Here is a 23,672-nt window from a genome sequence, read left to right on the forward strand (position 1 = left end):
CGGGATCATGGCGAGGTGCCGGGCCCGGAGCTGCCCACGATCCCGCGTTCGGCGCGGCGGGCTCGGTCGCGCGAGCCCTCACAGACCCGCGAAGCCCTGCACCACGAGGTAGCCGGCCCCGAGGAGGGTCGCGACCACGATCACCCGCTCGAACGCGCCCTGCGCGATCCGGGTGATCACGAACCGCCCGAGGAAGAACCCGGCCGCGAGCGCCGGCACGAGCACGACGCTGAGCAGCACGTGCGGCCACGAGATGAGCCCGAGGCCCACCGAGAACGGCAGCTTCATCAGGTTCGTGACGGCGAAGAACCACGCCGCCGTGCCGAGGAACGTGCGCGCCCCGAGCCGCATCACGAGGAAGTACATGCTCATGACCGGCCCGCCCGCATTCGCCACCATCGAGGTGAATCCGCCCGCCGAGCCGTAGATCACCGCCGATAGTCGTCGCCTACGGACGACGGCGCTCGCCCCCGCCGGTTCCCCGCCTTCGGCACCGCTCGCCGTGCCCTCCGGCCCTCCGGCCTCACTCGCCGAGCCGGCCGACCCGGCGTCTCCCGCCGATACGGCCGGTGACGCACCCCGGGGACCGGACCCCGCGTCGTCCATACGCCCGGTTCCCACCGCCCCACGCCGCTCGGCGGCGATCGCTTCATCGGCGCTCGCCCGGCCCGCACGCTGCTGCGCCGCCCGCTGCACGAGGCCCAGGCCCATGAGCGCGAGGAGGATGAGCCCGATGGCGATCGCGGTGCCCTGATCGTCGGCGACCGCGAGGAAGGCGAAGCCGAGCACCATCCCGAGCACGACGTTGGGCGCCATCCGCGCGAGCATCGACCAGTGGGCATGGCGGCCGTAGGCCGTGAGCGCGAACACGTCGCCGAGCAGGAAGAGCACGAGCATCGTGCCCGTCGACTCACGCGCCGGGATGACCGCCGCGGCGAGCACGACCCCGATCGCGCCGACCGCCGGCACGGCCGCCTTGCTCACCCCGGTCGCGACCGCGGCCAGCACGAGCGCCGCCCAGGCGAGCGCCGACAGCTCGGGCAGGTGCGCCACGAGGCTCATCCCTCACCGGCCCCTGCTGCTGCGATCGAGCCGACCGTCTCCATCCGACGAGGGTAGCCAGGAATGCGGAACGCGATCACGAAGCCGGGCCGGGCGCCGTCCACAAGCACCCGGGCGAGCCCGGGTTGAGCCGCCTGGATCCATCCAGCCGTGAGCGACATTCACGGACCGGCTCGACCAGCATGCGCCGGCTGGTCGTCTCGGTCACGTGCTCCTTCCGCCCGGACCGTCGGGCTCTGCTCGTCGAGCCGTATGGCCTGGGGCGCGGCCGGTTCGGGCCCGATTCCGGCCCACCGCAGGCATGTGTCAATCCCCGTCGCCGGCCGCGCCACGCCACGGCATCAACCGGCGGCTTTCGACGGGAATCACCACGAGGTCCCGCTCGCCATCGAGGATCCCGATGAGGCAGTCGTCCAGCATTCGCAGCTCTCCGAACATCCCGGCACCCGCTCGCGCGTAATCGGTCTGGTCCAGATACCGGATGAACACGGCGGGCGCGCCGTAGTCGGGCAGCCTCATACTCCGCAGGAGGTCCCGCCACTCGACCGGCGTGCCGGGCTCGAACCGTTCGGCTCCGGCCAGGTAGGTCGCGGCCGCACTGGTCAAGTCCGCAACGTACTCGGGAGTCTCCAATTGGTCGCGGTAACTCTCCAGTTGACCATCGGCCGTGTCCGAGTACTCCGGTCCGAGCCGTGCGGGCCCGCCAGTGACATCTGGATCGTGTGACATGCTCACCACCCCCGTAAGGTCGCTCAGCCGATCGAACGTTGTAACGTCGACGTCGCGCTCTCACGCAGCAGTACCTGCCACTGCGACGCGCGCACATACCGGGCGGTTCCAGCCTTGGACCACGTCCGCGAACGCTTCCACTCCTCGCCCCGCCCGAGAGGCTCCACGAACTCTCGAAGCCTCGTCTCTCGCAGCCCCGCACGCATCGACTCAATCGCGTCGTCCACTGCGGCCTCCGAGTCGAAGACGCCATCGATGACCAGGTCGCTGCGAACCATCTCATAATGGGCCATCTCGCGGCACTCGAAGTAGTAGAGGCCTCGCTGCAACTGACGCTCGACGAGCGGCGCGTACGGAAGGTTGTCGATCACCCGGAAGTACCCTTGCGCCGTCCCGGCACGGATCGCCTGCGTGCTGTAAAGCGCGTCATGGAGCCGCCGCGTCGCCGCCTGGAGCAGCCGTGTACTCAATTCCTGGAGATTTTCGCGCGGACCGACCTGGAACCGGTACTCATGCGTGAAGGAAGACCAAGTCTTCATCGTGTAGCCCGGCTCGAGGTCGACACAACGATTGACCATCGTCTGCCCCGCGAGCCAGATGATCTCGCCCGGCTCCAGAACACGACCGTATTCCTCGGGAAAGCGGTGGATATAGTCCTCGTCGCCGATCCGTACGGGTTCGAGGTCGGCCGGTCTCCAGTCGTCGCGCAGCGCGACCATCTCCCGGCCCGCCTCATCGGAGACCACGGGCCGATAACCCATAAGGGCGTCTCGACCACCCCGGTAGTCGCCGACGAACCCGACGACGGACAGCACTGCGGCGTCTTCGTCCTTCGACCGGTCTACCACTGCGCCTCCTCGGGAAAGGTAAGAGTTGAGGGCCAGGGACTCCGCTAGATCTCCGGGATCCAGTCGGATTCTCGACACCCACGCCACATGCTGACGGTACTCCTCGCTCGTCAGGATATCGCTGTCACGCAACCACGACCTGTAGCGATCCAACTGCACGCCGGAGAGTGCCACCAGTCTAGGCCTCACGCTGTCACAGGACTCGGCATCGGCGAGCACCGCTCCCTCCCAGACCCAGGCACGTGCCTCGTTGGCATCCGTCGAGAGATCGACCTCCTCGCAGCGATGCCATCGTGGCACGTTGCCACTCGTGTATTCCGACGACGAGTCGTATGCGTCACGGCCCCAGGCGGCCCACAGGTCCTCATACTCCGACGGACCCATCCTGTGGCGCCGGACGAGGTCGGCCATCTGGTCGTCGGTGAGGTCCAATCGAAGCCGGATCTTCCGCTGGGCCATGCCGCCGGTATCGAACGGGGCGACGCCGATCCGGCGTTCCGGCCGTTCACACGCTATACCTGTATCTCCGAATGCCGGGTCGCATCTACCGAGGTAGAGGTAGACAGATCGTTCGAAGCCGAGGAGGTGCTCCGACGCGTCCGTTCCGGGAGTCGTTCCACACCGGTGCGCCTGGCCCGACAGTCGATAGTAGAGAGTTCTGGCCCAGGACGAACCGAACGAATCCGCACGCCGCATGCCGAAGACCCACGCCTCCACCGGTTCACCTCCTCATGTCCCAGCAGACCATTCAAGCTAGCATCCGTGCTCACGGTCGCCGCCGCAGGGAGCAGCGACGATCAGACGAGCTCAGCCTTCTCGCGCACCTGCCGCTGGATGCGGGCGAGCATGCCGGTCATGCCGCGCAGCCGCAGCGGGCTGATCACCTCGGCGAGGCCGAGCGTGGTCGAGACGTCGGCCGGGACGGCGAGGATCTGCGCCGCACTGAGCCCGTCCAGGCCCTCGGCGAGGATGCCCGCGAAGCCGCGGGTGGTCGGCGCCTCGGGCGGGGCGGAGAAGAACAGGGCGACCGGGGCCTGCGGGCCGGTGCCGTCGACCTCGACCGTCAGGAAGATCGGCGACTGGCACTCAGGCACCGGCTCGAGCAGCTCGGGATGACTCGCGAGCCGCTCGGGCAGGGCGGGCAGGCCCTCGCTGAAGTCGAGCAGCAGCTGCACCCGGTCGGGCGGGGACATGGCGTTGAAGTCCGCCACGATCGCCGCGAACGCCTCGGGTAGCTGGGTCGATTCGGTCACGTCATCCTCCACACCCGGGCTCCGGGCTCTGCTCGCTCGGCCGGGCGTCATGGGGCACGGCCGGTCCGGAGTCCATCGTAGTTGCGGGCGGCCGGGCGGGGCGCCCGGGCCTCGGCTCAGCCACCCGCCGCCGCGCGCGTGGTTCGGCGTCTCGCGGTATCGCTTGGCAACATCAACCCCGTCGCCTATATTTGCGTATACGCAAACGGTTAGGAGATGAAGCATGGATGCCGCGACTATCGTCAAGCGTGTGCGCGCTCTGAGCGGGGTCACTCGCCTGCAACTTGCACGACTCGCCGGGGTCAAGTCCCTTGGAGTGGTGTAGCGGTGGGTGATCCTTCGTAGGGGTTCAGGCGGTCAGGGCGGGCATGGTTTCGGCTCCGATCTCGGGGTCGGTGGTGGTGATGAGGGTGATGCGGCAGCGGGCGAGGACGTCGAGGCCGAGGTAGCGCCGGCCTTCGGCCCATTCGTCGGTCTGCTCGGCCAGGACGGCGCCGACGAGGCGCACGATGGCGTTGCGGTTGGGGAAGATGCCCACGGAGTCGGTCCGGCGGCGGATCTCGCGGTTGAGACGCTCCTGGGGGTTGTTCGACCAGATCTGTGTCCACACGTCCTTGGGGAACGCGGTGAACGCCAAGATGTCCTCCCGTGCGCCGGTGAGGTGCTCGGCCGCGTCGGGCAGCTTCTCGTCGACGTACTCGATGAGCCGGTCGAACTGGGCCTGCACGCTGGGTGCGTCGGGCTGGTCATAGACGCTGTGGAGCATGGCCTTGACGGCCGGCCACATGCTCTTGGGCGTCACGTCCATCAGGTTCGCGGAGTAGTGGGTACGGCACCGTTGCCACGCGGCGCCGGTCAGGTTCGCCGCGATCGCTTCCTTCAAGCCCTGGTGGGCGTCGGAGGTGACCAAGCGCACGCCCGTCAGGCCGCGCGCGACGAGGTCGGCGAAGAACTCGTTCCACGCCGACCCGGTCTCACTGGTGGCCACGCGCAGGCCGAGGACCTCGCGGTGCCCGTCGGCGTTGACCCCGGTCGCCAGCAGTACCGAGGTGGCGACCACGCGCCCACCCTCGCGGACCTTCATCGTGAGCGCGTCGGCCGCGACGAACGTGAACGGTCCCGCCTCATCCAGGGAGCGGTGGCGGAAGTCCTCGACGATCTGGTCCAGGTCGGCCGCCATCCGCGAGACCTGCGACTTGCTCAGTGAGTCGATCCCCAAGGTCTTGACCAACTTGTCCATCCGGCGGGTGGACACCCCGGCCAGGTAGCAGTCGGCCACGACGGTGATCATCGCCGACTCGGCCCGCTTGCGCCGCTCGAGTAGCCACTCGGGGAAGTAGTTGCCCTTGCGCAGCTTGGGGATGGCCACGTCCACGGTCCCCACGCGGGTGTCCAGGTCGCGGTGGCGGTAGCCGTTACGCTGCGCCGTACGCGAGGCGCTGGGCCGGCCGTACTCGGCGCCGACGACGGCGTCGGCGTCCGCGGACAGCAGCGCGTTGATCATCGTCTGCAACAGCGAACGCATCAGATCCGGGCTTGCTTCGCTCAGGGCTTCACTGAGCAGGCCGCCAGGGTCGACAATATGTGGTGCGGTCATCGTGATGACTCCGTTCGAGGATTCGGTAGAAGGTTGACTCGAAGGATCACGCGGTGGCCGCACCCACGTCCACGACCGGGACGAGCTGGGCAACCGCGCTACACCACTCTAAGGGGCACTACTCTCGCCGGAATCTCGCCCTCCACCGTCGGTCGAATCGAACAGGGCACGCTCGACCCGACGTGGGGGATGCTCTCGCGGATTCTCGCGGCGACCGGCCACCGGATCCACGGTGAGACCGTGGTCTCCGCAGGAGACCCGGCCGCGATCGAGGCCGCACGCCCGCTCCTGGAAGCGCTGCTCGATTCTCGGCCCGGGGCGCTCGCGACGGCCCTGTCCGCCGAGCACGCGGCCTCGGTCGACTTCGGCTGGTCGGACACCTCCAGAACGATCCCCGGCTCCACCGGGCTCGTCCCGCCGGTGCTGGGAACCGGTTCGCCGGCGGCGGCACCGTGGCGCGCGCGCTGGGTTCGCGCCGGATGGCTGTCGGAGACCGCGGACATCGACGCGATGGTCCTGCTCGCGGTCTCGGCGGGCAACGCGGCCAAGATCGCCCGTCGGACCGTCGCGCGCCGAACCGTGGTGGCCGATGGCGGCTGGCGCCCGTTGACCGCGCGGCTCGGCGAGGCGGGCATCGACTACGCCGTCTCGGGTCTGATCGCGGCCCGCGCGGACAGAGCGAGCGCAGCGGCGGTGAATCCGGTGATCTACGTGGCGGATCCTGCTCGCGCAGCCTCGGAACTCGGCCTCCACGAGGCGCGACCCGGCGATGGGGTGCTCCTGATCGCAGCACAGAACGGCGAACTCGACCGCGCGGAGGCCGACGGGGGCGTCCGGTTCGTGACGCAGGCACAGGGGATGCTGGACGCCTTCGCCGGATCGGGGCGAGAGCCGGACAAGGCCGAGAGCATCCTGCGCCAGCTGCTGGCGGCCCGCGCGTGAGCACCGGTGGAGGCGAACTCGAGAGCGAGGTCATCACTTCCCGCCGCGCCCTGATCGACGTGATCAGGGGACTCGCCGAGCACCGCGAGGCGCTGACGGTCCTCGGTGGTCACGCGGTCATCGAGGTGACCCAGGGGATACCTGCTCTCCCTCCGGATGACACGACGCGTGACGGAGACCTGGGCGTGACCCCGCAGCTCCTCAGCGCTGAGCCGAGACTGGCCGAACGAATGATCGAGCTCGGCTACGAGCCTGCACGACGTGAGCGAGCGGGACCTCTACAGGCTTGTGGTCGCCATCGCGCCCGAGGCCGCAGCCGAGGTGTCCCGGCTCGGCAGCGCAGATCCGCGCCTCAGGCAGGCGGTGGAGCGTGGCCGTGACCACTTCATCGAGATCCTCGATAAATCCGCGACCCTCGCCGGCATGGTGGCGGACGCATGGGGAGCAGTCACGCGCGAAGGCGAGTTCCGCGCGTACGTCGACGAGTGGAGCCGGCGCTTCCGCGACTGACAAGGCCACTCGCTCACTGGTTGCCGACGATGGTCCCGCACGCTCTCCGGCTCGCTGTCCTCGGCCGCGTCAAGGAGAATCCGTCGCCGACGACAGCCCGCCGCGCCACACGCGAACGGACGGCGCCCGCGCACCTGGGCGAGCGCGGGCGCAGTCCATTGGCATGTGGCCGATCAGCGCCGGGGCGACCGCCGGCGGGAGATGATCCCACCCGCCGCGACCAGAACGAGCGCGAGCAGCAACGTCCCCATCGGTTCGGTACCGGTGGGCACCATGCCTACGTCGTCGAGTTGATCAAGACCGGTGGCTAGTGGCGCAACGCGGCCCGACGCATCGGTGGTGTCAGTGCCGGCCGCGGTGTCAGGCCCTGCGGTCGCGGATTCGACCACCTCGAAAGGTGCCCATCCGACGAGCCTGCCGGACACGTCCACAACCGCAACCCGATGATGACCGGCCGTCAGGACCGGCGGGATCGTCGTGGTGAGGGACCCGCTCGAGGAGGACCGGTGCAAGCCGGCGTCGGACGGCTCCGAGAAGAACCACAGTCGATACTCGGTATCCGGTTCCAGCCCCGTGAGCACGAGCGTGCCGTTGATCACGACGATTATCGGGGCAGCGTGCAGACCGCCCCTCACGTCATGCGTCAGCTCGTCTGAACTTGGCGCCTGTGGGCCCGCGGACGGGCTCCCCCCCGGATTCAGGTCCGGGTCCGGATCCGGCTCCCCCGGGTTCGGACCCGGCTCCCCCGGATTCGGGTCCGGGTCCGGATCCGGCTCCCCCGGGTTCGGACCCGGCTCCCCCGGGTTCGGGTCCGGGTCCGGATCTCCCGGATCGGGGTCCGGCACCGACTCGGCCGGGGTCGTCACGTCGTCCGAAGGCGGCGAGAGCACGCTTGATCCGAGCCCGTTGATCGCGGCCACAGCGAAGGTGTACGTCGTATCCGGCTCCAACGAGTCGATCAGCAGTTGCCTGCCGTCGATCACTGTTCGGGAGAGTTCGTTCCCGGCCGTGTAGACCCTCACCTCGTAGCCCGTCACGGCCGACCCGCCGTCGTCCTCGGTTTCGGTCCAGGTGACGATCACCTCGGTCGGGGATATCGCGGACGCCTCTGGTTTCGCCGGCGCCGCCGGAACCGTCTGCGCAGGCGGCTCCGCGGGCGTGCGGAACGCGACCTCATCGGAGGCCGGACTCGTTCCGATGTCGTTGGTGGCCGCAACGCGCGCGGAATAGGCGGTATCCGGACGCAGGCCCGAGATCACCGTGGTGGTCACGGGAGCCGCCACGTTCTCGGAGGCGACGACCTCACCCTCCAGGAGCACGTCCACGACGTAGTCCGTGATCGTGCTTCCGCCGTCGTCCGCGGGCGCGGCCCAGACCACGGCGACCTGGGAGGGTGAGCGGTCGCTCACGGACAGCCCGGTAGGCGACTGTGGCACCGTCAGTTGCCGCGTCGATACCGTCGTGCGCGGCGATGGAGCGCCTTGCCCGACCGAGTTGACGGCCGAGACCGTCACCTCGTACTTGGTACCGGGCTCAAGGCCGCCGATGGTCTGCTCGGTCACCGCACCGATGCCGATCGTGCGATCCGGCTCGTCCGCGCCTGCTCGGTAGATCTCGACCGCATACCCGGTGATCGGCGAACCGCCGTCGTCGCTCGGGGCCGACCAGGTCAGGTCCAGCCCGGTATAGGTGATGCTTCCGGCCGTGGGCGAGCTCGGCGCCGCGGGTGCCGCCGCCGGCGCCCGGACCGTGAGGGTCGCCTCATCCGAGACGAGTACCTCGGCGCCTTGGGTGAACACCGCCCGCAGCCGGGTTCCCGACTCGGCGAGCGTGACGTCGCTGAACCGGAGTGTCGTGTCGGCCTCTCCGGGCAGGTCGACCCATTCACCGTCGCTGAATTGCTGCCACGACACCACAGGCACCGGCCGGCCGGAGGCAAACGCCCGCATCCTGCCGCCTTCGCCCTCCTCGAGGTCCAGGTCCGTGGGCTGGGTGACGATCTGGAAAGTGGCACTCAGGGATTGTTCCGGTAGCAACGCGATGTCGAACTTCCCGAGGTCTGACAGCACGGCATCCCGATCGATCGTCCGTCCCGCCTCGATGGGGATATCGTCCGCCGTCTCCCAGACCTCCTCACCGTCGAACCAGAACGTCACGTGCTCCCCGGTGTACACGTACACCGTGTAGCGGCCTGGCGCCACGGAGGGAAACTCGTAGGAGCCGTCGGCATCCGTGTACGTCTCGATCCCGAGGATCGCCTCACCCAGTTCTGCAGTTCCCGGGGCTGCGGCGAGACCGACGCGTGCATAACGAATCGCCTCGCCGTCTTCATCGAGCACCACACCACGCAAGATCCCACCGAGGGTCAGTTGGGCATCGACCCCGGTCATGTGATCGTCAACAATGCGAATGACCCGAGCACCCTCCCATGATTGAGAACCGTCGAACCATTGCGTGACGTACAGCCCGCGCCAGTTTTCAAACTCGACCACGTAGTCGCCGGGTGTCAACGCCGGGGTGGTGAAGGCGCCAGAGGAGTCCGTGTAGACCGATTCGGATGCACCGCCGTGTACCGGTGAGATCCTCACGTCAATGTCGTTCAGCGGCACTCCCAGGTTGGCCGCCCGGACCTGGCCGGAGACTGTGTAGCCGCGATCGACCTGGATCACGAGGTCGGTCATCCCCTCGTCCGGCACGGTGATGATTCGGGACGTCTCGACGTGCGAACGGCTGGACCTCGTCGTCAGGGTGGTCCCACCTGGGGGCAGGCTGATAGCGAACGTGCCATCGACCGCGGTGTACACATTCGTCGACCACGCCGCTGACCCCCGAACGAACACGTCGCTCAGGGGCTCGCCGCTGAGCGAGTCGACGACGCGGCCGGTGATCGTGCTCCCCGGCTCCAGCGCCACGTCCGCCCTCGCCGGTGGCTCGTCCGCGGCGGGGGCCACCACCGGTGTCGCGTCAGCCCGGTTCGCGGCGCCGTTCCACCATTGCGGCACGTACCCGTCCGCGCCGACCTCGATCCGGTATTCCCGACCGGGTTCGAGATTGTGGAAGGAATAGGAGCCGGTCTCGGGGTCGCTGTACACATGCACGCTGTGCCACGCTTCTCCCGACATGGCGCCATCCCACTCCAGCCAATTTGCCGTCACGTATGCTCTGATCGGGTCGCCGGTCGCGACATCGATCACTTCGCCGGTGACCGAGGGTGCGGCAAGGATCGGAAACTCTATTCCGGACAGGACCTCGCCGGCCGTGACGATCAGCGTCTCCGAGTACTCGAAATAGCGATCGTAGGCGTACGCCGAGAGGGTGTACTCACCGGGCGTCACGGCACCGAACTCGAACGCACCGGACTCTTCGGGGTAATATTCCACGTACGTCCAATAACTCTCAACCGCGGTGAGCTCGAGGTACGACACGACCTCCGAACCGTTCAGGTCGGGGTCGCCGAGCGTGATGGTTCCGCTGACGCCGCCATGAAGCGGCTGGATGATGTCGGCGCCAGTCACCTCAGAGCCGTCCGCGACCTCGATGGCCGTGGCATCATCACGATGGCCACTGGGGCCGTACCAGGTTTGTGGATACAGCCCGTCCTCGCGTGCGGCCACGGCGTAGTTGTCCTCGTAGAGGCGCTCGAAGACGTACTCACCGCGTTCGTTCGTACTGGTCGACGCAAGCGAACGGGACAGATGCGAGGCGTTGAAGAGGTCGACAGGGACGCCGGCGCGGGGATCGCCGGAATCGTCGACGACGGTTCCCGCGATGGCCCCACCACCTCCGACACGGAAGGCAACGGTCCGCTCCTCGCCGGCCGTGAGGGTGACATGGGTCGCTTCTTCGAGGGTGCGGGAGCCATCGTAGTAGCGGATCCGCCCGTGCTCGTCCTGATAGCGCAGGGCGAAAGTTCCTGCGGGCAGCCGCAGCCGCAGCCGCTGAGACCCCGCGGTGACGTCATCGGCGAAATAGTTCTGCCGCGCCATGAGCGTGTGGGCGTCCGTCGCAGTCACTGCCTCGAGCGTGAAGGAATCGGTGGCAGCATCGACGTCGACCGTGAGGGTCGCGAGGTCGAGGCTGATCGTACCGAGGTCCACGGCTTCTCCGGGGGCGGTCGTGACCTCGTGAAGCGTGCGCGTCATCGAGCCGTCGTTCCAGTCCACGCCGAGGGCGTAGCGTCCGGCAGTGCTGGTGTAGATCGTGAAGTCTCCGTCGTCATCGGGCCATCCGTACGCGATCGGCCACTGGCTCTCCTCCCCGAAGCGGTAGAGTCCGACCGATCGGATCGACTCGGGCGGTATGCCCGTCATGGTGCCGTGGACGCTCCCGGGCCGGGTGAGGGTCTGATCCACCACGAGATCGACCACTTCGCCCTCGGGGATCTCGCTCGTGACGGACGTGTAGTCGTCGCCGATCCGGAAGTCGATCGCGTAAGATCCGGCTGGCAGATCGGTCACTTCATAGTGACCTTCCCGATCCGTCAGGGTATTTCGCCAGACATTGACGAAATAACCATCGACGAAATCATCGGCGAGATAGACCGAGACCCCACCGATCGGATCGCCGTGCTCGTCGGTCACCGTCCCCGAGATCGTACTCTCGCCCCCGATCGTACTATCGAGCACGAGATCGACCGGCTCCCCCGCAGGAATGTCCACGGTCTCAGAGGCGTAGGTTGAGCCCTGTGGAGTCTCGACCGCAATGACGAAGTGATAGCTGCCCGGCGGCAAACCGGTGACCTCATAGCGGCCACTCACATCTGTGGTGGTCTCACGTGAGACATAGTCCTCGTCGCCCTCGCCGACATTCCGCCAGATCGAGACATTCACGCCGGCCAGCGGCTGGGAGCGCGCGTCGGTCACGGTGCCCGAGATGCTACTGTCTCCCTCGTTCGCAGCCGGCGCCACGCGTGCGGCCTGAGGTGCAGGCACGGCGACCGTGGGGGCGTCGTCGGAAAGCGGACCGGGCTGCTCGGGCTCCAAGGAGATCACGTCTTCAGCCGAGTCGGGCGCTCCACCTGCGCCGCCCTTCCGAGCACCTGCGCCGGCATCCGCTACTTCACCCTCCACGCTGGCATCCTCGATCGACGGATCGATGGCGGACTCCTCCTCCGCCCCCTTTGGAGCTTCTCGACCTGGCCCCGCACTGGAGTCCTCGTCCACGGCGACCTGAGCCGCCCCGTCGTCGCCACCGACCGGTTCCGCCACGGTAGATGCGTCACCCGCGGCCGCCTCATCGGGCGAGGCGAACCCAGCGGGCGCAATAGTCATCGTGAGTACGAGGGCCAGCACGGCAGCGATCGCCGCAAGGAGGGCTCGCGAGGACCCTAGGTGCGCCAGGACGGCGCGTGGCTCACCCCCTGCGTGCACGTGCGCGGCATGACGGGCGCGCACACCGCCCCTCGATGGCCGGGTGGAGCGTCCAGCGGCTCCGTGCAGCATTGACCGTGACCGTCGGCTCATCATCGGAATGACTACTTTCAGTGGGCGCGTCGTTGGGCGACCCCGCGGTCATCCCGGCTCGGCCTCGTTGCGAGGTCGGGAGGCCCGGGTGGTCGCTGGACACCCTAGAGACGACGTGTCGCAACAGCGTCATAACTGGTCCGTGACGAGTTGGCCACCAATCGGACGACCCGGGCGGCTCAGCACCGCGGTACGGGTCCGAGATCCGCCCACTCCAGACGGGATCGTGGCGCGTGTCGCTACTCCTTGTCCGATCCACCCAACTCGGCGAGGTGCCTGATCGTGGGAGTCGGGGCCTTCTGCGGCAAGGTGAAATTCCCCCAGCTCGTGGCGGCCAGCGGGAGTAGATAGCCCGCGAGGAAGTCCCACAAGACCTCGGACAGCCAGGGACCGAGCACCTCCGCGGCCTCGTCGGCTCCCGCCTGGGATGCCGTCGTCGCGTCATTCGACCGGACGATCGCGTGAGCTGTACCTCCGAGCAGAACTCCCTCGGAGACTTCGTGGAAGTCCGCGGATACGACCAGCGCCCCCGGACTCCCAAGCGGGCTGCAGAACATCACCCATTGCCCGTCGTACTCCTTCGGCCCCATCCCGGGAGTCAGCGTCACCCGCACGAGTTGCAAGCCCTCGAGGTGGAGGTCCGGAACCTTGAGTTTCACGCTCATCCCGCCGCCGGAATGAACCCGGTGGAGTCGCGATACCTCGGCCATGGATCATCTGCGCCGGCCGCCCCGACGAGGCGGAGGCCGCGCTCCGTCACGGCAATCGCGTCAGTCAGCGCCCGGGGAGAGACGATGTGCTTGACGGAGGCGTCGACGGCATGCACGTAGCGGCGCAGCGTCGACATGCGCAGATCCCGCTGCCCGGACTCGATCCGCGCGACGGCCGACTGGGAGATCCCCATGCGTTCACCCACCTGTGTCTGCGTCAGCCCCGCCTCGTCCCGTGCCCGCACAAGATCCTGCAACAGTTCGCGGTCGGCCTGCACGATGGCGCGAGCGTGCTCGATGCCGGGCGAGGACTCGATACCGAGCAGGTCTGTGAGGTCCATCGCACACCTTCATTCCTTACTAGTCATATTTGCTCTGCATCGTGCCACAGCTCAGGGGAGCTTGTCGAGGTGCTCGTCGCCACGCCGACTTGCGATCCGGGCGTGCTCGTTCTGCTCCCTGAGTCCCATTTCGCCGGGGTATTTCGACGCCAACTTCAACGCGAGGAGCGCGCCCGGAAGCTCGACCGGCTCCGAGAAATAGAGGCGAACCCGCCTCTGGCCATCGGACTCACCGGTGGTCGCAGAGAGTCGCAGCTCCAGCACGTTGGGGGCGACGCCTATCTGCTCGACATCACCCACCCGGCGACCCGGGCGATCCGTCACGAAGGTGAGCCATCCACCCTGTGCATCCCGCATCTTCTGCTCGAGTTCGGCGAACAGCATCTGCCAGTCGGAACCGCCCATCACCTCCCGCAGTGACATGATCTCCATCTTCAGGTACGAAGCACGATCACCATCGCCGGCGAGCTTCCACGTGCCACCGTCACGGCACGATCTCACTCCCGGTGGCTGTTGCAGCCTCACCACCTACACCGTGGGTCCGACGAGACTCGTCTTCGACCGCGACAATCGCTCCGCGGTCGACGAGCCTGAAAATGCGCCATTGCAACTCCTCCGAGCATAATGAACCGCACCCGGCTGGTGGGCAGCCGGTTCTCGGCCAACCCTAGTAAGCCCCTCCCACACGCGTGGTCGAGCACCGTGGCAGCGGCTGGTGATTCCCCGAGCCCGCGCCACACGCGAACGGACGGCGCCCGCTCACCTGGGTGAGCGGGCGCCGTCCATAGGCACGTGGATCAGCGCGAGGGAACCTCGCCGGGCTCGGCGCCGACGGCGATCGGGACGCGCACGGCGTTACCCCACTCGGTCCAGGAGCCGTCGTAGTTGCGCACGTCGGGCCAGCCGAGCAGGTGGGTGAGCACGAACCACGTGTGGCTCGACCGTTCGCCGATACGGCAGTAGGCGATCACCGGCTCCTCGCCGGTGAGCCCCTGCTGCGCGGCGTAGATCTCCTCGAGCTCGGGGCGCGACTTGAACGTGGCGTCGGCGTTCGCGGCCAGAGCCCACGGCACGGACTTCGCGCCGGGGATGTGGCCGCCGCGCAGGGTTCCCTCCTGCGGGTAGTTCGCCATGTGGGTGCGCTCGCCGGTGTACTCGGGCAGGGAGCGCACGTCGATGAGCTGACCGCCGAGGAAGTCGAGCACGTCCTCCTTATAGGCGCGGACGCGTGAGTCGTCGCGCTCGACCACCGGATACTCGGCGGGCTCGGGGGCGGGCTTGTCGCGGGTGAGGTCGCGCCCCTCGGCGACCCAGGCGGCGCGGCCGCCGTCGAGGAGGCGGACGTCCTCGTGGCCGAAGAGGGTGAAGACCCACAGGGCGTAGGCGGCCCACCAGTTGTTGTTGTCGCCGTAGATGACCACGGTGTCGTCGCGGTCGATGCCGAGCCGGCCCGCGAGCTTCGCGAAGCCGGCGCCGTCGACGTAGTCGCGGGTGACGGGATCGTTCAGGTCGAGGTGCCAGTCGATCTTGTGCGCGCCCGGAATGTGGCCGGTGTCGTAGAGGAGCACGTCCTCGTTCGACTCGAGCACCACGAGGCCCGGTTTGCCGAGGTTCTCGGCGAGCCAGCCGGTGGACACGAGCTTCTCGGGGCGGGCGTACTGGGCGAAACGGGGATTGGATTCAACGGGGACAGCCATGGGTCCAGTCTCCCACTCGGCCGTTCGGTTCCGAAGGGTGGGCCGGGACATCTCGCTGGGTGACACGTGGCTGATCTACGGGCCGAGGCACGCGAGTGGAACGACGTGGACCCCGTCCGGCCGGGTATAGGCGTGTGAAGCAGCCGTGATCACCACCATCGCTGCCGGCGGCGGGACGCGGCGGGAGTCGAGATTGCGGGCGAAAGCCTGGAGGGACTCCGCCGCGTCGTCGATCCACCTCGCAGAGAGCTTCACCTCTGCGGCGATCCAGCGCCCGTCGCGGAGCTGGACGATGAGGTCGACCTCCCGGCCCGAACTGTCGCGGTAGTGGAGGACATCCGCATCGAGCGGACCGGCGTAGACCCGCACGTCGCGGACCACGAGCGACTCGAACAGGAGACCGAGCGAATTCGGATCCCGCAGGAGCCGCGGCGGACTGGCCGCGAGGGCCGCGACGGCCAGCGATGGGTCGACGACCTGACGCACCGGAGCCTGCCGCACGAGAGCTCGGGAACGAAGATGCGGCCCCCAGCTCGGCTGCTCCTCCACGACCATGATCCGCTCGAGCGCGTCGATGTAGGCCGACACGGTCTCGCTCCTCAAGGCGGGCCCCTGGCCCGAAGACGTGTCGGTCGCGATCGTCGCCGTGGACGCTGGGGTGGATACGTGGCGCGCGTAGGACGCCAAGAGCCGGCGCACGCGCGTCGGGTCGCGGCGCGCGACCGCGGGATCGGCCGCCTGGATGTCGGCACGGGCGACAGCGTCCAGGTATGAGCGCAGGATCCGTTGTGCATCGACTGCCCCGAGCGATTGAAGTGCGGGCCAACCACCGACGCAGAGCCGTTCGACGAGGTCCTCGAGACCGAGTGGGCTCGCCGCCGGGGTGAGTTCCTCACCGTCGGCAAGCGCGGCGAGCGACACGGTTCCGCTGGAGTGGCCGGACTCTCGCAACGCCATCGGCCGCATACGCAAGCGCAGAATCCGGCCGGCACCCGTGTGTCGCGTCGTATCGTCGCTCGGAGAAGCGGAGCTGGTCAGGAGAAACTGTCCCGGGTCACGTCGATCGTCCACGGCTCGGCGTACGTGGTTCCACAGGCGCGGCTCGAGCTGCCATTCGTCGATCAGCCGCGGAACCGGTCCGTCGAGGACCAGGCGAGGCTCGAGCTCAGCAAGACTTCTCGCCTCATCGTCGATGTCGAGGCGCACAGAACTCTCGGCATGGTGAAGCCCCGTGGCCGTCTTTCCGCAGGCACGAGGGCCCTCGACGAGGATCGCGCCGCTCACTCGAAGGGCGTGCTCGATCAGCCGATCGACGACGCGCGGGCGGTAGTCCATGGAGGTAGACTAGCGCGCGACCGGACGTTTGTGGAGTTCCGAACCGGACGTTTGTGGAACATCCAACCGGACGTTTGTGGAGTTTCCAACCGGACGTTTGTGGAACTTCCAACCGGAGATTTGTGAGGTCTCGACCCGGACACGCGCGCAGTCAACAGCGTCGCCGCCTTGCCCGCCGGAACAGTCCGACATGGCACGGCCTGGCCTAGACTCTCCTGCGGTCCAACCGCGGGCGCTTCGAGGCGCCCCACAACCAAGGAGCAGGCGTGGTCTGGAAACTGCACGGCGATGGGATCTCCCCCGATCCCGAGGCCATCGTGATGCCGGACGAGCGGCTCAGCTGGCCCCGCACGATCGGGTTCGGCCTGCAGCACGTCGTGGCGATGTTCGGGGCCACGTTCCTCGTGCCGCTGCTCACCGGCTTCCCGCCCACGACCACGCTGCTCTTCTCGGGCCTGGGCACGATGCTGTTCCTGCTCATCACCCGCAACCGGGTGCCGAGCTATCTCGGTTCCTCCTTCGCGTTCATCGCCCCGATCCAGGCGGCGATGACCTCCGGGGCGGGCATGGGCCCGGCCCTGTTCGGAATCATGGCCACCGGCGCCCTGCTCGCCGTGATCGGGCTCGTGGTGCAGGCCACCTCGACCCGCTGGCTCGACGCCCTCATGCCGCCCGTGGTCACCGGCGCGATCGTGGCCCTCATCGGCTTCAACCTCGGCGGCGCCGCCACCGGCAACTTCGCGAAGTCCCCGTGGGTCGCGCTCATCACGCTCGGCTCGATCCTCATCATCGCGGTGGCCTTCCGCGGCCTGTTCGCCCGGCTCTCGATCCTCGCCGGCGTGATCATCGGCTATATCGCCGCCTACGTCGCGGGCGAGGTCGACTTCACCGCGGTCGCCGAGGCCGCCTGGTTCGGCCTGCCCGAGTTCCACGCCCCCGTCGCGGACCTGTCCGTGCTGCCGATGTTCCTGCCGGTCGTGCTCGTGCTCATCGCCGAGAACGTCGGGCACGTGCGCTCCGTCGCGAACCTCACCGGCCGCCCCCGGATCAACGACCTGACCGGCCGCACCCTCGTCGCCGACGGCGTGGCCACCGTGCTCGCCGGGTCCGCCGGCGGCTCGGCCACCACCACCTACGGCGAGAACATCGGCGTGATGACCGCCACCCGCGTGTTCTCCACGGCGGCGTATTGGGTGGCCGGGATCGTGGCCGTGGCCCTGTCCTTCTCCCCCAAGTTCGGCCAGATCCTCAAGACCGTGCCCGACGGCGTGCTCGGCGGCGTGACCGTGGCCCTCTACGGGCTCATCGGCCTCATCGGCATCAAGATCTGGATCGAGAACAAGGTCGACTTCTCCCGCCCCGTGAACCAGTACACCGCGGCCGTGGCCCTCATCATCGCCATCGGCGACCTGACGCTGAGCGCCGGCCCCGCCACGTTCACCGGCATCGCCCTCGGGTCGATCGCCGCCGTGGTCGTCTACCACGGGATGCGCCTGATCGAACGGCTCCGCGGCGGCTCCTCCGAGTCCGCTCCACTGCCCAGGCCGTCATCGGCGGCCGAGGGGGACCTGGTGGGCAGCGGCGAGGCTGGCAGGTAGAACCCTGTCATAACGTCGGCCAATGTTCTAAAATCGCACATATGACACTCGACTCGGCCGGACTAGGACTTCGGATCGCCGGGGCCCGGCAACGCACCGGGCTCACACAGGACGAACTCGCGCGTTCTGCGGGGCTCGAGCGTTCGACGATCGCCAAGATCGAAACGGGCGCCCGCCGGGTCACCGCGCTCGAACTCGCACGCGTGGCGGATGCCACCGGAGAACGAATCGAATGGTTCGTGGAGGAGCCGGTGCCGTCGATCGTGTCGCATCGCAACATGTCCGACCCGGGTGAGCCGAGTCCACGGATCGACGGGGAGATCAATCGCGTGGCCCGTGCCGTTGAGTTCACGGCCCGACATGACCACGTGCTTCGCGACGTGCTCCGCGGCATCCCCGACTTCGGGGAACCCACATCCCTCGCGGAAGCCGAGGCGCTCGCGAGCAAGGCGCGCGGGCTTCTCGGGATCGACCTCGACGCACCGCTGCACGATCTGAGCGCCAAGCTCGTCACAGCGGGGATACTGACGTTCGTCACCGATCTCGGGACCGAATCCGCAGATGCAGGCAGTCTGCTCCTCCGGACGGGCGCCGTCGCCGTCATCAACGGCGCACTCCACACGGGCCGCCGCCGGCTCGCGCTCGCGCACGAGTTCGGGCACGCCCTCATCGCCGATGAGTACACCGTGGACTGGCGCGTGGATGGAAGCACCGCCGAATCGCGGGAGCGCAGCCTGGACCGGTTCGCCCGGGCTTTGCTGCTTCCACGCGCAGCGCTGACCGCCTCCTGGCACAAGCGGGTCGAAGCCGAAGGTATCCGCTCTGCCGCAGTGCGCATAGCAAGCGACTTCCGGGTAGACATGTCGACGTTGGCTCAGCAACTTCTCGACCTCGGGCTCATCGACGCGGGCGCCGCAGCGCAGGTCCGTACGGTCCGGACCGGCCGCGCGGATATCGTCGAGTACGGTCTCGTGGTCGCGGACGAATTGCCGACCGGTGAGCTCCCCCAGCCCTATCAGGCGGCGGTGTTGCGCCTCTTCAAGTCCGAGACCGTGAGTGCCGATCGAGCCCTCGACCTCCTGCTCGACACCTGGGACACGGGTGACCTGCCACCGCTCACGCTCCGTGACGAGTCGGAGATCTGGCAGTTCGTCTCGTGACCTCGAAGGAGCCCGTCTCCCTCGTTATCGATACCGGTCCGCTGAGCCATTTGGCCAAGGCCGGTTGGCTGTCGGTGCTTCGATCTGTTGCCGGCGGGCGCACCGTCGTCATGACTGCCGAGGTCGAGGCCGAGCTCCACGAGGGCCTTCACCGATACCCACATCTGCAGCAAGTCCTCGAGGCCCGCTGGATCAGGACCGAGGAGCTCCGATCCACGGCAGAACTGACGTCGTTTGCCGACTTCGCCGCCCGCCTCGTCGTCGGAACCCGGAACGTCGGCGAGGCCTCCGTGCTCGCCTACGCCGCCGTCCATGATTGTGTCGCGGTCGTGGACGACGGTGCTGCACGCAAGGCCGCACACGACTTCGACGTCAAGCAACGCGGCACGCTCGGGCTCCTCTGTGAAGCGATTCGTGAGGGTCTGCTCACGGTTGACGTCGTCAGCGACATCGCGGACCACCTGCTCGAGAGCGAGTACCGGCTTCCCTTCGGACCCGGCAATTTCCGGGCCTGGGCGCGCGAGAACGGGCTCGTGCCACCGGATCGGTAGGCCCCAGGCCGTCGTCGGCGGCCGAGGGGGACCTGGTGGGCAGCGGTGAGGCGGGCAAGTAGGATTCTCTCGTGATGATCTCAAGGCTCCTGGTGGTGACTCCGCTCTCGTGAAGGTCTCGGTGGAGAACGGCATTCCGGGCTGGTCCCGGGCGGCGCTCGAGGTGCTGCAGGAGGTGGCCGGCACCTACAACGCGACGATCACGAGCAGCGCGCTCATCGAGGAGATCCAGTCCCGCTCGGGCCGCTGGGCGAACGTGACGAGCAAGGCCTGGGTGCGCAAGGTGCTCGCCGTGGTCACCCTCAAGTGCCAGCGCGAGGAGTGGCCCCACCTCGCCGCGCTCGTGCTGCGCCCCTCCGACTCCACGGTCGGCCCCTGGTACGGCGACGTGCTCGCGATCACCGGGCCGGGCACCTCGCCCGACGAGCAGCACCACGCCGCCGAGATGCGCCTCGAGTGCTACCGGCACTTCGGCGCCGACGTTCCCACCGGCGCCGTTCCCGTGCTGCGGCCCGTCTCCCGCAAGCGTATGGACGACGCAGCTCGCCCCGCCCGCTCGGCCGGCGGTCGAGCCGTGGCCGGGTCCGCATCCGCCGCGGACGACGCGGCGGGCGGTCATGGCGGTACCGCCGGACCGGGCCCGAGCAGCCGGGCCGGGGCCGAGGTCGCCACCCCGACCGGCCGGCCGGCTCGCGGCGGCGACTCCGGCGCGAAGGCGAGCGGGCGTCGTCCGCAATCGAAGGCGGCGGGCGAGGAGCGCACCGGCGGCATCTGCCCCACGTGCTTCATGCAGATGCCCCTGACCGGGGAGTGCCCGAACTGCGGCTGAGCCCGCGCCGGCTCATGCACCGATCTCTGGCTGACCGGATCGACCCGCGATCGCATGCGATCCGGCTTACTGCACTGGCACTCGTTGCCTCGCAGGCACCACTGCCCCCCACATCATCATGTGCCACGAGCGCATCATGAGGCTACGCTGTGTCGATGCGGACCACGATCACCATCGCGGATGATGTCTTCGCGGAGATCGAACGTCTGCGCCGGCTCGAAGGCATCGGGCCGAGCGAGGCACTCAATCGGCTGGCCCGCCGAGGCATCTCCGTCGCAGAATCCGAGCAACCCCGATACGTGCACACGTCCCATCCGCTCGGACTCAAGGTCGACGTGAGCGATGTCGGCGCCGTGCTCGATCTCCTCGACGATCACGACTCACCAGCGGCATGATCCTTGATGCGAATATCCTCCTGTACGCCGTCGACTCGACGTCACCCCATCACGATCGGGCCTCGCGCTGGTTCACGCGCGTGCTCAACGGTGCCGAGCGGGTGGGGCTGCCGCGGCAGACGACCGGTGCATTCCTACGCGTGGCAACCCACCCTCGCGTGACCTCGCATCCGCTCGACGCGCAGGCCGCGCGGGCGTACGTGGATTCGTGGGTGAACGCCCCCCGCCCGCATGGGTGCCGCCGGTGACCCGCCAGACAGTGCTCGCGTTCGGGCAGCTCATGCGTGATCACCACGTGACCGGCAATCTCGTGCCCGATGCCCAGTTGGCCGCACTCGGGCTCAGTCTCGGGGTGGCGGTGGTCTCCGCGGACAGCGACTTCGCGCGCTTCCCCGAGGTGCGCTGGGTCAACCCGCTCGAGTAGGCGGTCCGGCTCTCGAACGTGGCGCCCTGGGGCGGCCACGGCCGATCCGAGGAAGACGTCGCTCCCGGTGGCGGCCCGTAGAGTGATGAGCACCCCGATCGAGGAGTCGCCCGTGTTACGCCCTGGACTGTGTTCGGTCACCTACCGCGAACTGACGCCGGCCGAGGTGATCGACCTCGCCCGCGACGCCGGGCTCGAATGCATCGAGTGGGCCGGGGACGTGCACGTGCCCGCGGGCGACGTCGCGGGCGCGGCGTCGGTGCGGGGGGCGACCGAGGCGGCCGGCCTGGCCGTGGCCTCCTACGGTTCCTACCTCGACTTCCTCGGCAGCGAGGAGGAGTTCGCGCTCGCCGCGGCCGGGGTCGTGTCGGCGGCCGAGGCGCTCGGGGCGCCGCGCATCCGTGTCTGGGCGGGCCGGACGGGCTCGGCCGAGGCGGACTCGCAGCTGCGGGACACGGTCGTGGCCCGGATCCGGCACGTCGCCGACCTGACCCGCCCGCTCGGCATCGATCTCGGGCTCGAGTTCCACGGCCACACCCTCACCGACGAGGTCGGCTCGACGCTGCGGCTGCTCGAGGAGGTCGACCGGGCGAACGTGCTCACGTACTGGCAGCCGCACCAGGGCATGCCGAGTGCCGACGCGCTCTCGACGCTGCGGCGCGTACTGGACCGTACCTCGACGATCCACGCGTTCTCGTGGTGGCCGATGGCCGAGCGGCTGGAGCTCGCCGAGCGCGCCGACCTGTGGCGGGGCGCCGTCGAGATCCTGGCGGCCGCGGGCGGCGACCACGACGTGCTGCTCGAGTTCGTGCCGGACGACGACCCCTCCCTGCTCGCCTCCGAGGCCGCGACGCTGCGGGAGTGGCTGCACCCCTGAAGAAAACGGTAACAATTTCTTACCGCCCACGACCGGATGAAACTTGTTTTAAAATGCCACAATTCGGTCGGCTTCTTCCTACTATGGGATCGTGACGATACGACGACCGACGGTCTCCCGGGGAGAAACGTCGCAGTTCTTGCGACACTTGCTGGCCGATGAGGAGTCATACAACCGTCGATGGCGCGTCTCCGTCACCCGACAATCGGGGGAATTGATACATCAGCGCGCCGTTGCGCAAGTCGTCGCCGAATACCTCTGGGAGACCGGTCAGGTCGACGACGCCGTGACCGACCTGCCGCGCCGGCTGCGGGACCGGATCTCCCGCGCGCTGGCCGGCACCTCCCTCTCGACCGAGACACTCCGCTGGTTCATCGAGGCCTTCGACATGAATCAGATCCACGCGGACTCACTCTGGAATCGATACCGGAACGACGCCGCCCGGGCCCCCTCGGGAGTGGGCATCTACGCCCCGCCGGGCAACAACGGCGAGCCGCGCCGGCCCGTGTCGAGGGCGGACTACCGGGTGCGCACCCTCGACGAGTTCCACCAGCTCGGCCCGGACGGCCTGCCGAACGTGCACCAGACCTACGTCGTGATCGAGGCGCTCGCGCGGCTCGAGCGGTACACGTTCCAGTTCGACACCGACCACGCCTCCGTCGAGGTGCTGCGCGGGGGGACGCGGGGAGCCTCGTATCCGAACCCCGACCGTCCGGAGATCTGGGCGGTGGACATCGAGTTCGCCGACGCGCTGACGCCCGGGGAGACGGCCGCCCTCGAGTACCGCACCTTCTTCCACTACCCGGGCGCGCCCGAGCCGGTGTTCCGGCGGATCATCCTCGACGCGATCCCGGCGGTCACGATGGAGGTGCGGTTCAACGAGGCGCGGCTTCCCGCGCGGGTGTGGTGGAGCACGTGGGAGTCGATCGACTCCCACGCGATCGACGAATCCGTGACGCCGGTCGATCGCGGAGGCACCGCCCATCGTTTCCTGGAGAACACCCCGCCGGGCATATTCGGCTTCCGATGGGCGTGGGAATGACCGACGTCGCGGGCAGGTAATACCGTGCCGCGGCACGCCGCTTATGTCGCACTTATGTCGCACCATTCGAATGGGGGCCCTCGCGTCACCGCCGATCCATAAGGGGAACAACCACGAAACAGGGGCCGGGTACAACCTCGATCCATGACCCGACGGCGATCATTCACCAGGCTCGACGCGTCACGATCCGCAGGGATTCCCATTCGGCGGCGGACCCCGACCGGAGAGGAGCCCGCCTCGACGAGGCACGCCCGCCACGAGGGGACGACGCGCCTGAACGAGTGGGGCGCCCGGCCCGGCGCAGGGGGCC

General features: G+C 68.4%; 22 protein-coding genes. 11 read left to right on the forward strand and 11 right to left on the reverse strand.

The genetic code is table 11. From position 1 onward, the window contains the following. Positions 1 to 78: 78 nt before the first annotated feature. The 5 genes from GCE65_RS15685 to GCE65_RS15705 form a co-directional block, all read right to left on the reverse strand. A complete protein-coding gene (locus GCE65_RS15685) occupies positions 79 to 1,062 on the reverse strand; it encodes a TSUP family transporter (RefSeq protein WP_153879038.1) in 984 nt (327 codons plus the stop codon). Positions 1,063 to 1,368: 306 nt separating this feature from the next. Continuing rightward, complete coding sequence (locus tag GCE65_RS15690; protein WP_153879039.1) at positions 1,369 to 1,668, reverse strand: hypothetical protein; 300 nt, start codon at positions 1,666 to 1,668, stop codon at positions 1,369 to 1,371. Between the two features lie 146 nt (positions 1,669 to 1,814). Next, on the reverse strand, positions 1,815 to 3,356 hold the full coding sequence (locus GCE65_RS15695; RefSeq protein WP_153879040.1) for a hypothetical protein: 1,542 nt from the start codon (positions 3,354 to 3,356) through the stop codon (positions 1,815 to 1,817). A gap of 80 nt (positions 3,357 to 3,436) precedes the next feature. Then, positions 3,437 to 3,892 carry a SufE family protein gene (locus GCE65_RS15700; RefSeq protein ID WP_370460151.1) on the reverse strand — a complete coding sequence of 152 codons (456 nt, stop codon included), beginning with the start codon at positions 3,890 to 3,892 and terminating at the stop codon, positions 3,437 to 3,439. A gap of 349 nt (positions 3,893 to 4,241) precedes the next feature. After that, the gene (locus tag GCE65_RS15705; protein ID WP_153879042.1) at positions 4,242 to 5,489 is read right to left on the reverse strand and encodes an IS256 family transposase; all 1,248 of its coding nucleotides are present in this window, start codon (positions 5,487 to 5,489) and stop codon (positions 4,242 to 4,244) included. Positions 5,490 to 5,678: 189 nt separating this feature from the next. Between GCE65_RS15705 and GCE65_RS15710 the strand changes: the two genes are divergently transcribed. Both GCE65_RS15710 and GCE65_RS15715 read left to right on the forward strand, forming a co-directional pair. After that, positions 5,679 to 6,431 carry a hypothetical protein gene (locus GCE65_RS15710; RefSeq protein ID WP_153879043.1) on the forward strand — a complete coding sequence of 251 codons (753 nt, stop codon included), beginning with the start codon at positions 5,679 to 5,681 and terminating at the stop codon, positions 6,429 to 6,431. Between the two features lie 261 nt (positions 6,432 to 6,692). Beyond that, complete coding sequence (locus GCE65_RS15715) at positions 6,693 to 6,941, forward strand: hypothetical protein (RefSeq protein ID WP_153879044.1); 249 nt, start codon at positions 6,693 to 6,695, stop codon at positions 6,939 to 6,941. Between the two features lie 173 nt (positions 6,942 to 7,114). Here the strand turns inward: GCE65_RS15715 and GCE65_RS15720 are convergent, their stop codons facing one another. From GCE65_RS15720 to GCE65_RS15745, 6 genes are all read right to left on the reverse strand, one after another. Next, entirely contained in the window at positions 7,115 to 12,211 is a 5,097-nt protein-coding gene (locus GCE65_RS15720) for a carboxypeptidase regulatory-like domain-containing protein (protein ID WP_194928748.1), read from the reverse strand. 431 nt (positions 12,212 to 12,642) lie between these two features. Continuing rightward, positions 12,643 to 13,062, reverse strand: coding sequence for a hypothetical protein (locus GCE65_RS15725; RefSeq protein ID WP_153879046.1), 420 nt, complete (start codon positions 13,060 to 13,062; stop codon positions 12,643 to 12,645). A 2-nt stretch (positions 13,063 to 13,064) separates the two neighbouring features. After that, positions 13,065 to 13,454: a helix-turn-helix domain-containing protein gene (locus tag GCE65_RS15730; protein ID WP_153879047.1), complete on the reverse strand. Its 390-nt coding sequence runs from the start codon at positions 13,452 to 13,454 to the stop codon at positions 13,065 to 13,067. A gap of 51 nt (positions 13,455 to 13,505) precedes the next feature. Next, positions 13,506 to 13,979 carry a hypothetical protein gene (locus tag GCE65_RS15735; protein ID WP_153879048.1) on the reverse strand — a complete coding sequence of 158 codons (474 nt, stop codon included), beginning with the start codon at positions 13,977 to 13,979 and terminating at the stop codon, positions 13,506 to 13,508. A 272-nt stretch (positions 13,980 to 14,251) separates the two neighbouring features. After that, on the reverse strand, positions 14,252 to 15,151 hold the full coding sequence (locus GCE65_RS15740; protein ID WP_152910547.1) for a sulfurtransferase: 900 nt from the start codon (positions 15,149 to 15,151) through the stop codon (positions 14,252 to 14,254). 75 nt (positions 15,152 to 15,226) lie between these two features. Further along, complete coding sequence (locus GCE65_RS15745; RefSeq protein ID WP_153879049.1) at positions 15,227 to 16,486, reverse strand: ATP-binding protein; 1,260 nt, start codon at positions 16,484 to 16,486, stop codon at positions 15,227 to 15,229. A 320-nt stretch (positions 16,487 to 16,806) separates the two neighbouring features. On the opposite strand from GCE65_RS15745, the gene GCE65_RS15750 reads away from it, so the two are divergent. From GCE65_RS15750 to GCE65_RS15785, 9 genes are all read left to right on the forward strand, one after another. Further along, positions 16,807 to 18,084 carry a uracil-xanthine permease family protein gene (locus GCE65_RS15750; RefSeq protein ID WP_153879321.1) on the forward strand — a complete coding sequence of 426 codons (1,278 nt, stop codon included), beginning with the start codon at positions 16,807 to 16,809 and terminating at the stop codon, positions 18,082 to 18,084. A gap of 41 nt (positions 18,085 to 18,125) precedes the next feature. Then, positions 18,126 to 19,244 (forward strand): ImmA/IrrE family metallo-endopeptidase, encoded by a 1,119-nt coding sequence (locus tag GCE65_RS15755; RefSeq protein WP_153879050.1) that lies wholly within the window; start codon positions 18,126 to 18,128, stop codon positions 19,242 to 19,244. Continuing rightward, a complete protein-coding gene (locus GCE65_RS15760; protein WP_153879051.1) occupies positions 19,241 to 19,795 on the forward strand; it encodes a hypothetical protein in 555 nt (184 codons plus the stop codon). The genes GCE65_RS15755 and GCE65_RS15760 overlap by 4 nt, the downstream gene beginning before the upstream one ends. A gap of 109 nt (positions 19,796 to 19,904) precedes the next feature. Further along, positions 19,905 to 20,624 (forward strand): hypothetical protein, encoded by a 720-nt coding sequence (locus GCE65_RS15765; RefSeq protein ID WP_153879052.1) that lies wholly within the window; start codon positions 19,905 to 19,907, stop codon positions 20,622 to 20,624. A gap of 155 nt (positions 20,625 to 20,779) precedes the next feature. Then, entirely contained in the window at positions 20,780 to 21,019 is a 240-nt protein-coding gene (locus GCE65_RS15770) for a CopG family transcriptional regulator (RefSeq protein ID WP_152910551.1), read from the forward strand. Then, entirely contained in the window at positions 21,016 to 21,267 is a 252-nt protein-coding gene (locus GCE65_RS17165) for a TA system VapC family ribonuclease toxin (RefSeq protein WP_370460152.1), read from the forward strand. Before GCE65_RS15770 ends, GCE65_RS17165 begins: the two co-directional genes overlap by 4 nt. After that, positions 21,264 to 21,443, forward strand: a complete 180-nt coding sequence (locus GCE65_RS16755; protein WP_227993973.1) for a hypothetical protein — start codon at positions 21,264 to 21,266, stop codon at positions 21,441 to 21,443. Before GCE65_RS17165 ends, GCE65_RS16755 begins: the two co-directional genes overlap by 4 nt. Positions 21,444 to 21,528: 85 nt before the next feature. Next, entirely contained in the window at positions 21,529 to 22,320 is a 792-nt protein-coding gene (locus GCE65_RS15780; RefSeq protein ID WP_228760009.1) for a sugar phosphate isomerase/epimerase, read from the forward strand. Between the two features lie 214 nt (positions 22,321 to 22,534). Beyond that, complete coding sequence (locus GCE65_RS15785; protein WP_152910553.1) at positions 22,535 to 23,362, forward strand: hypothetical protein; 828 nt, start codon at positions 22,535 to 22,537, stop codon at positions 23,360 to 23,362. Positions 23,363 to 23,672 lie beyond the last annotated feature (310 nt).

Origin of the sequence: Pseudactinotalea sp. HY158, from assembly GCF_009660225.1 — a bacterium.
In the GTDB taxonomy this organism is placed as follows: domain Bacteria; phylum Actinomycetota; class Actinomycetes; order Actinomycetales; family Beutenbergiaceae; genus HY158.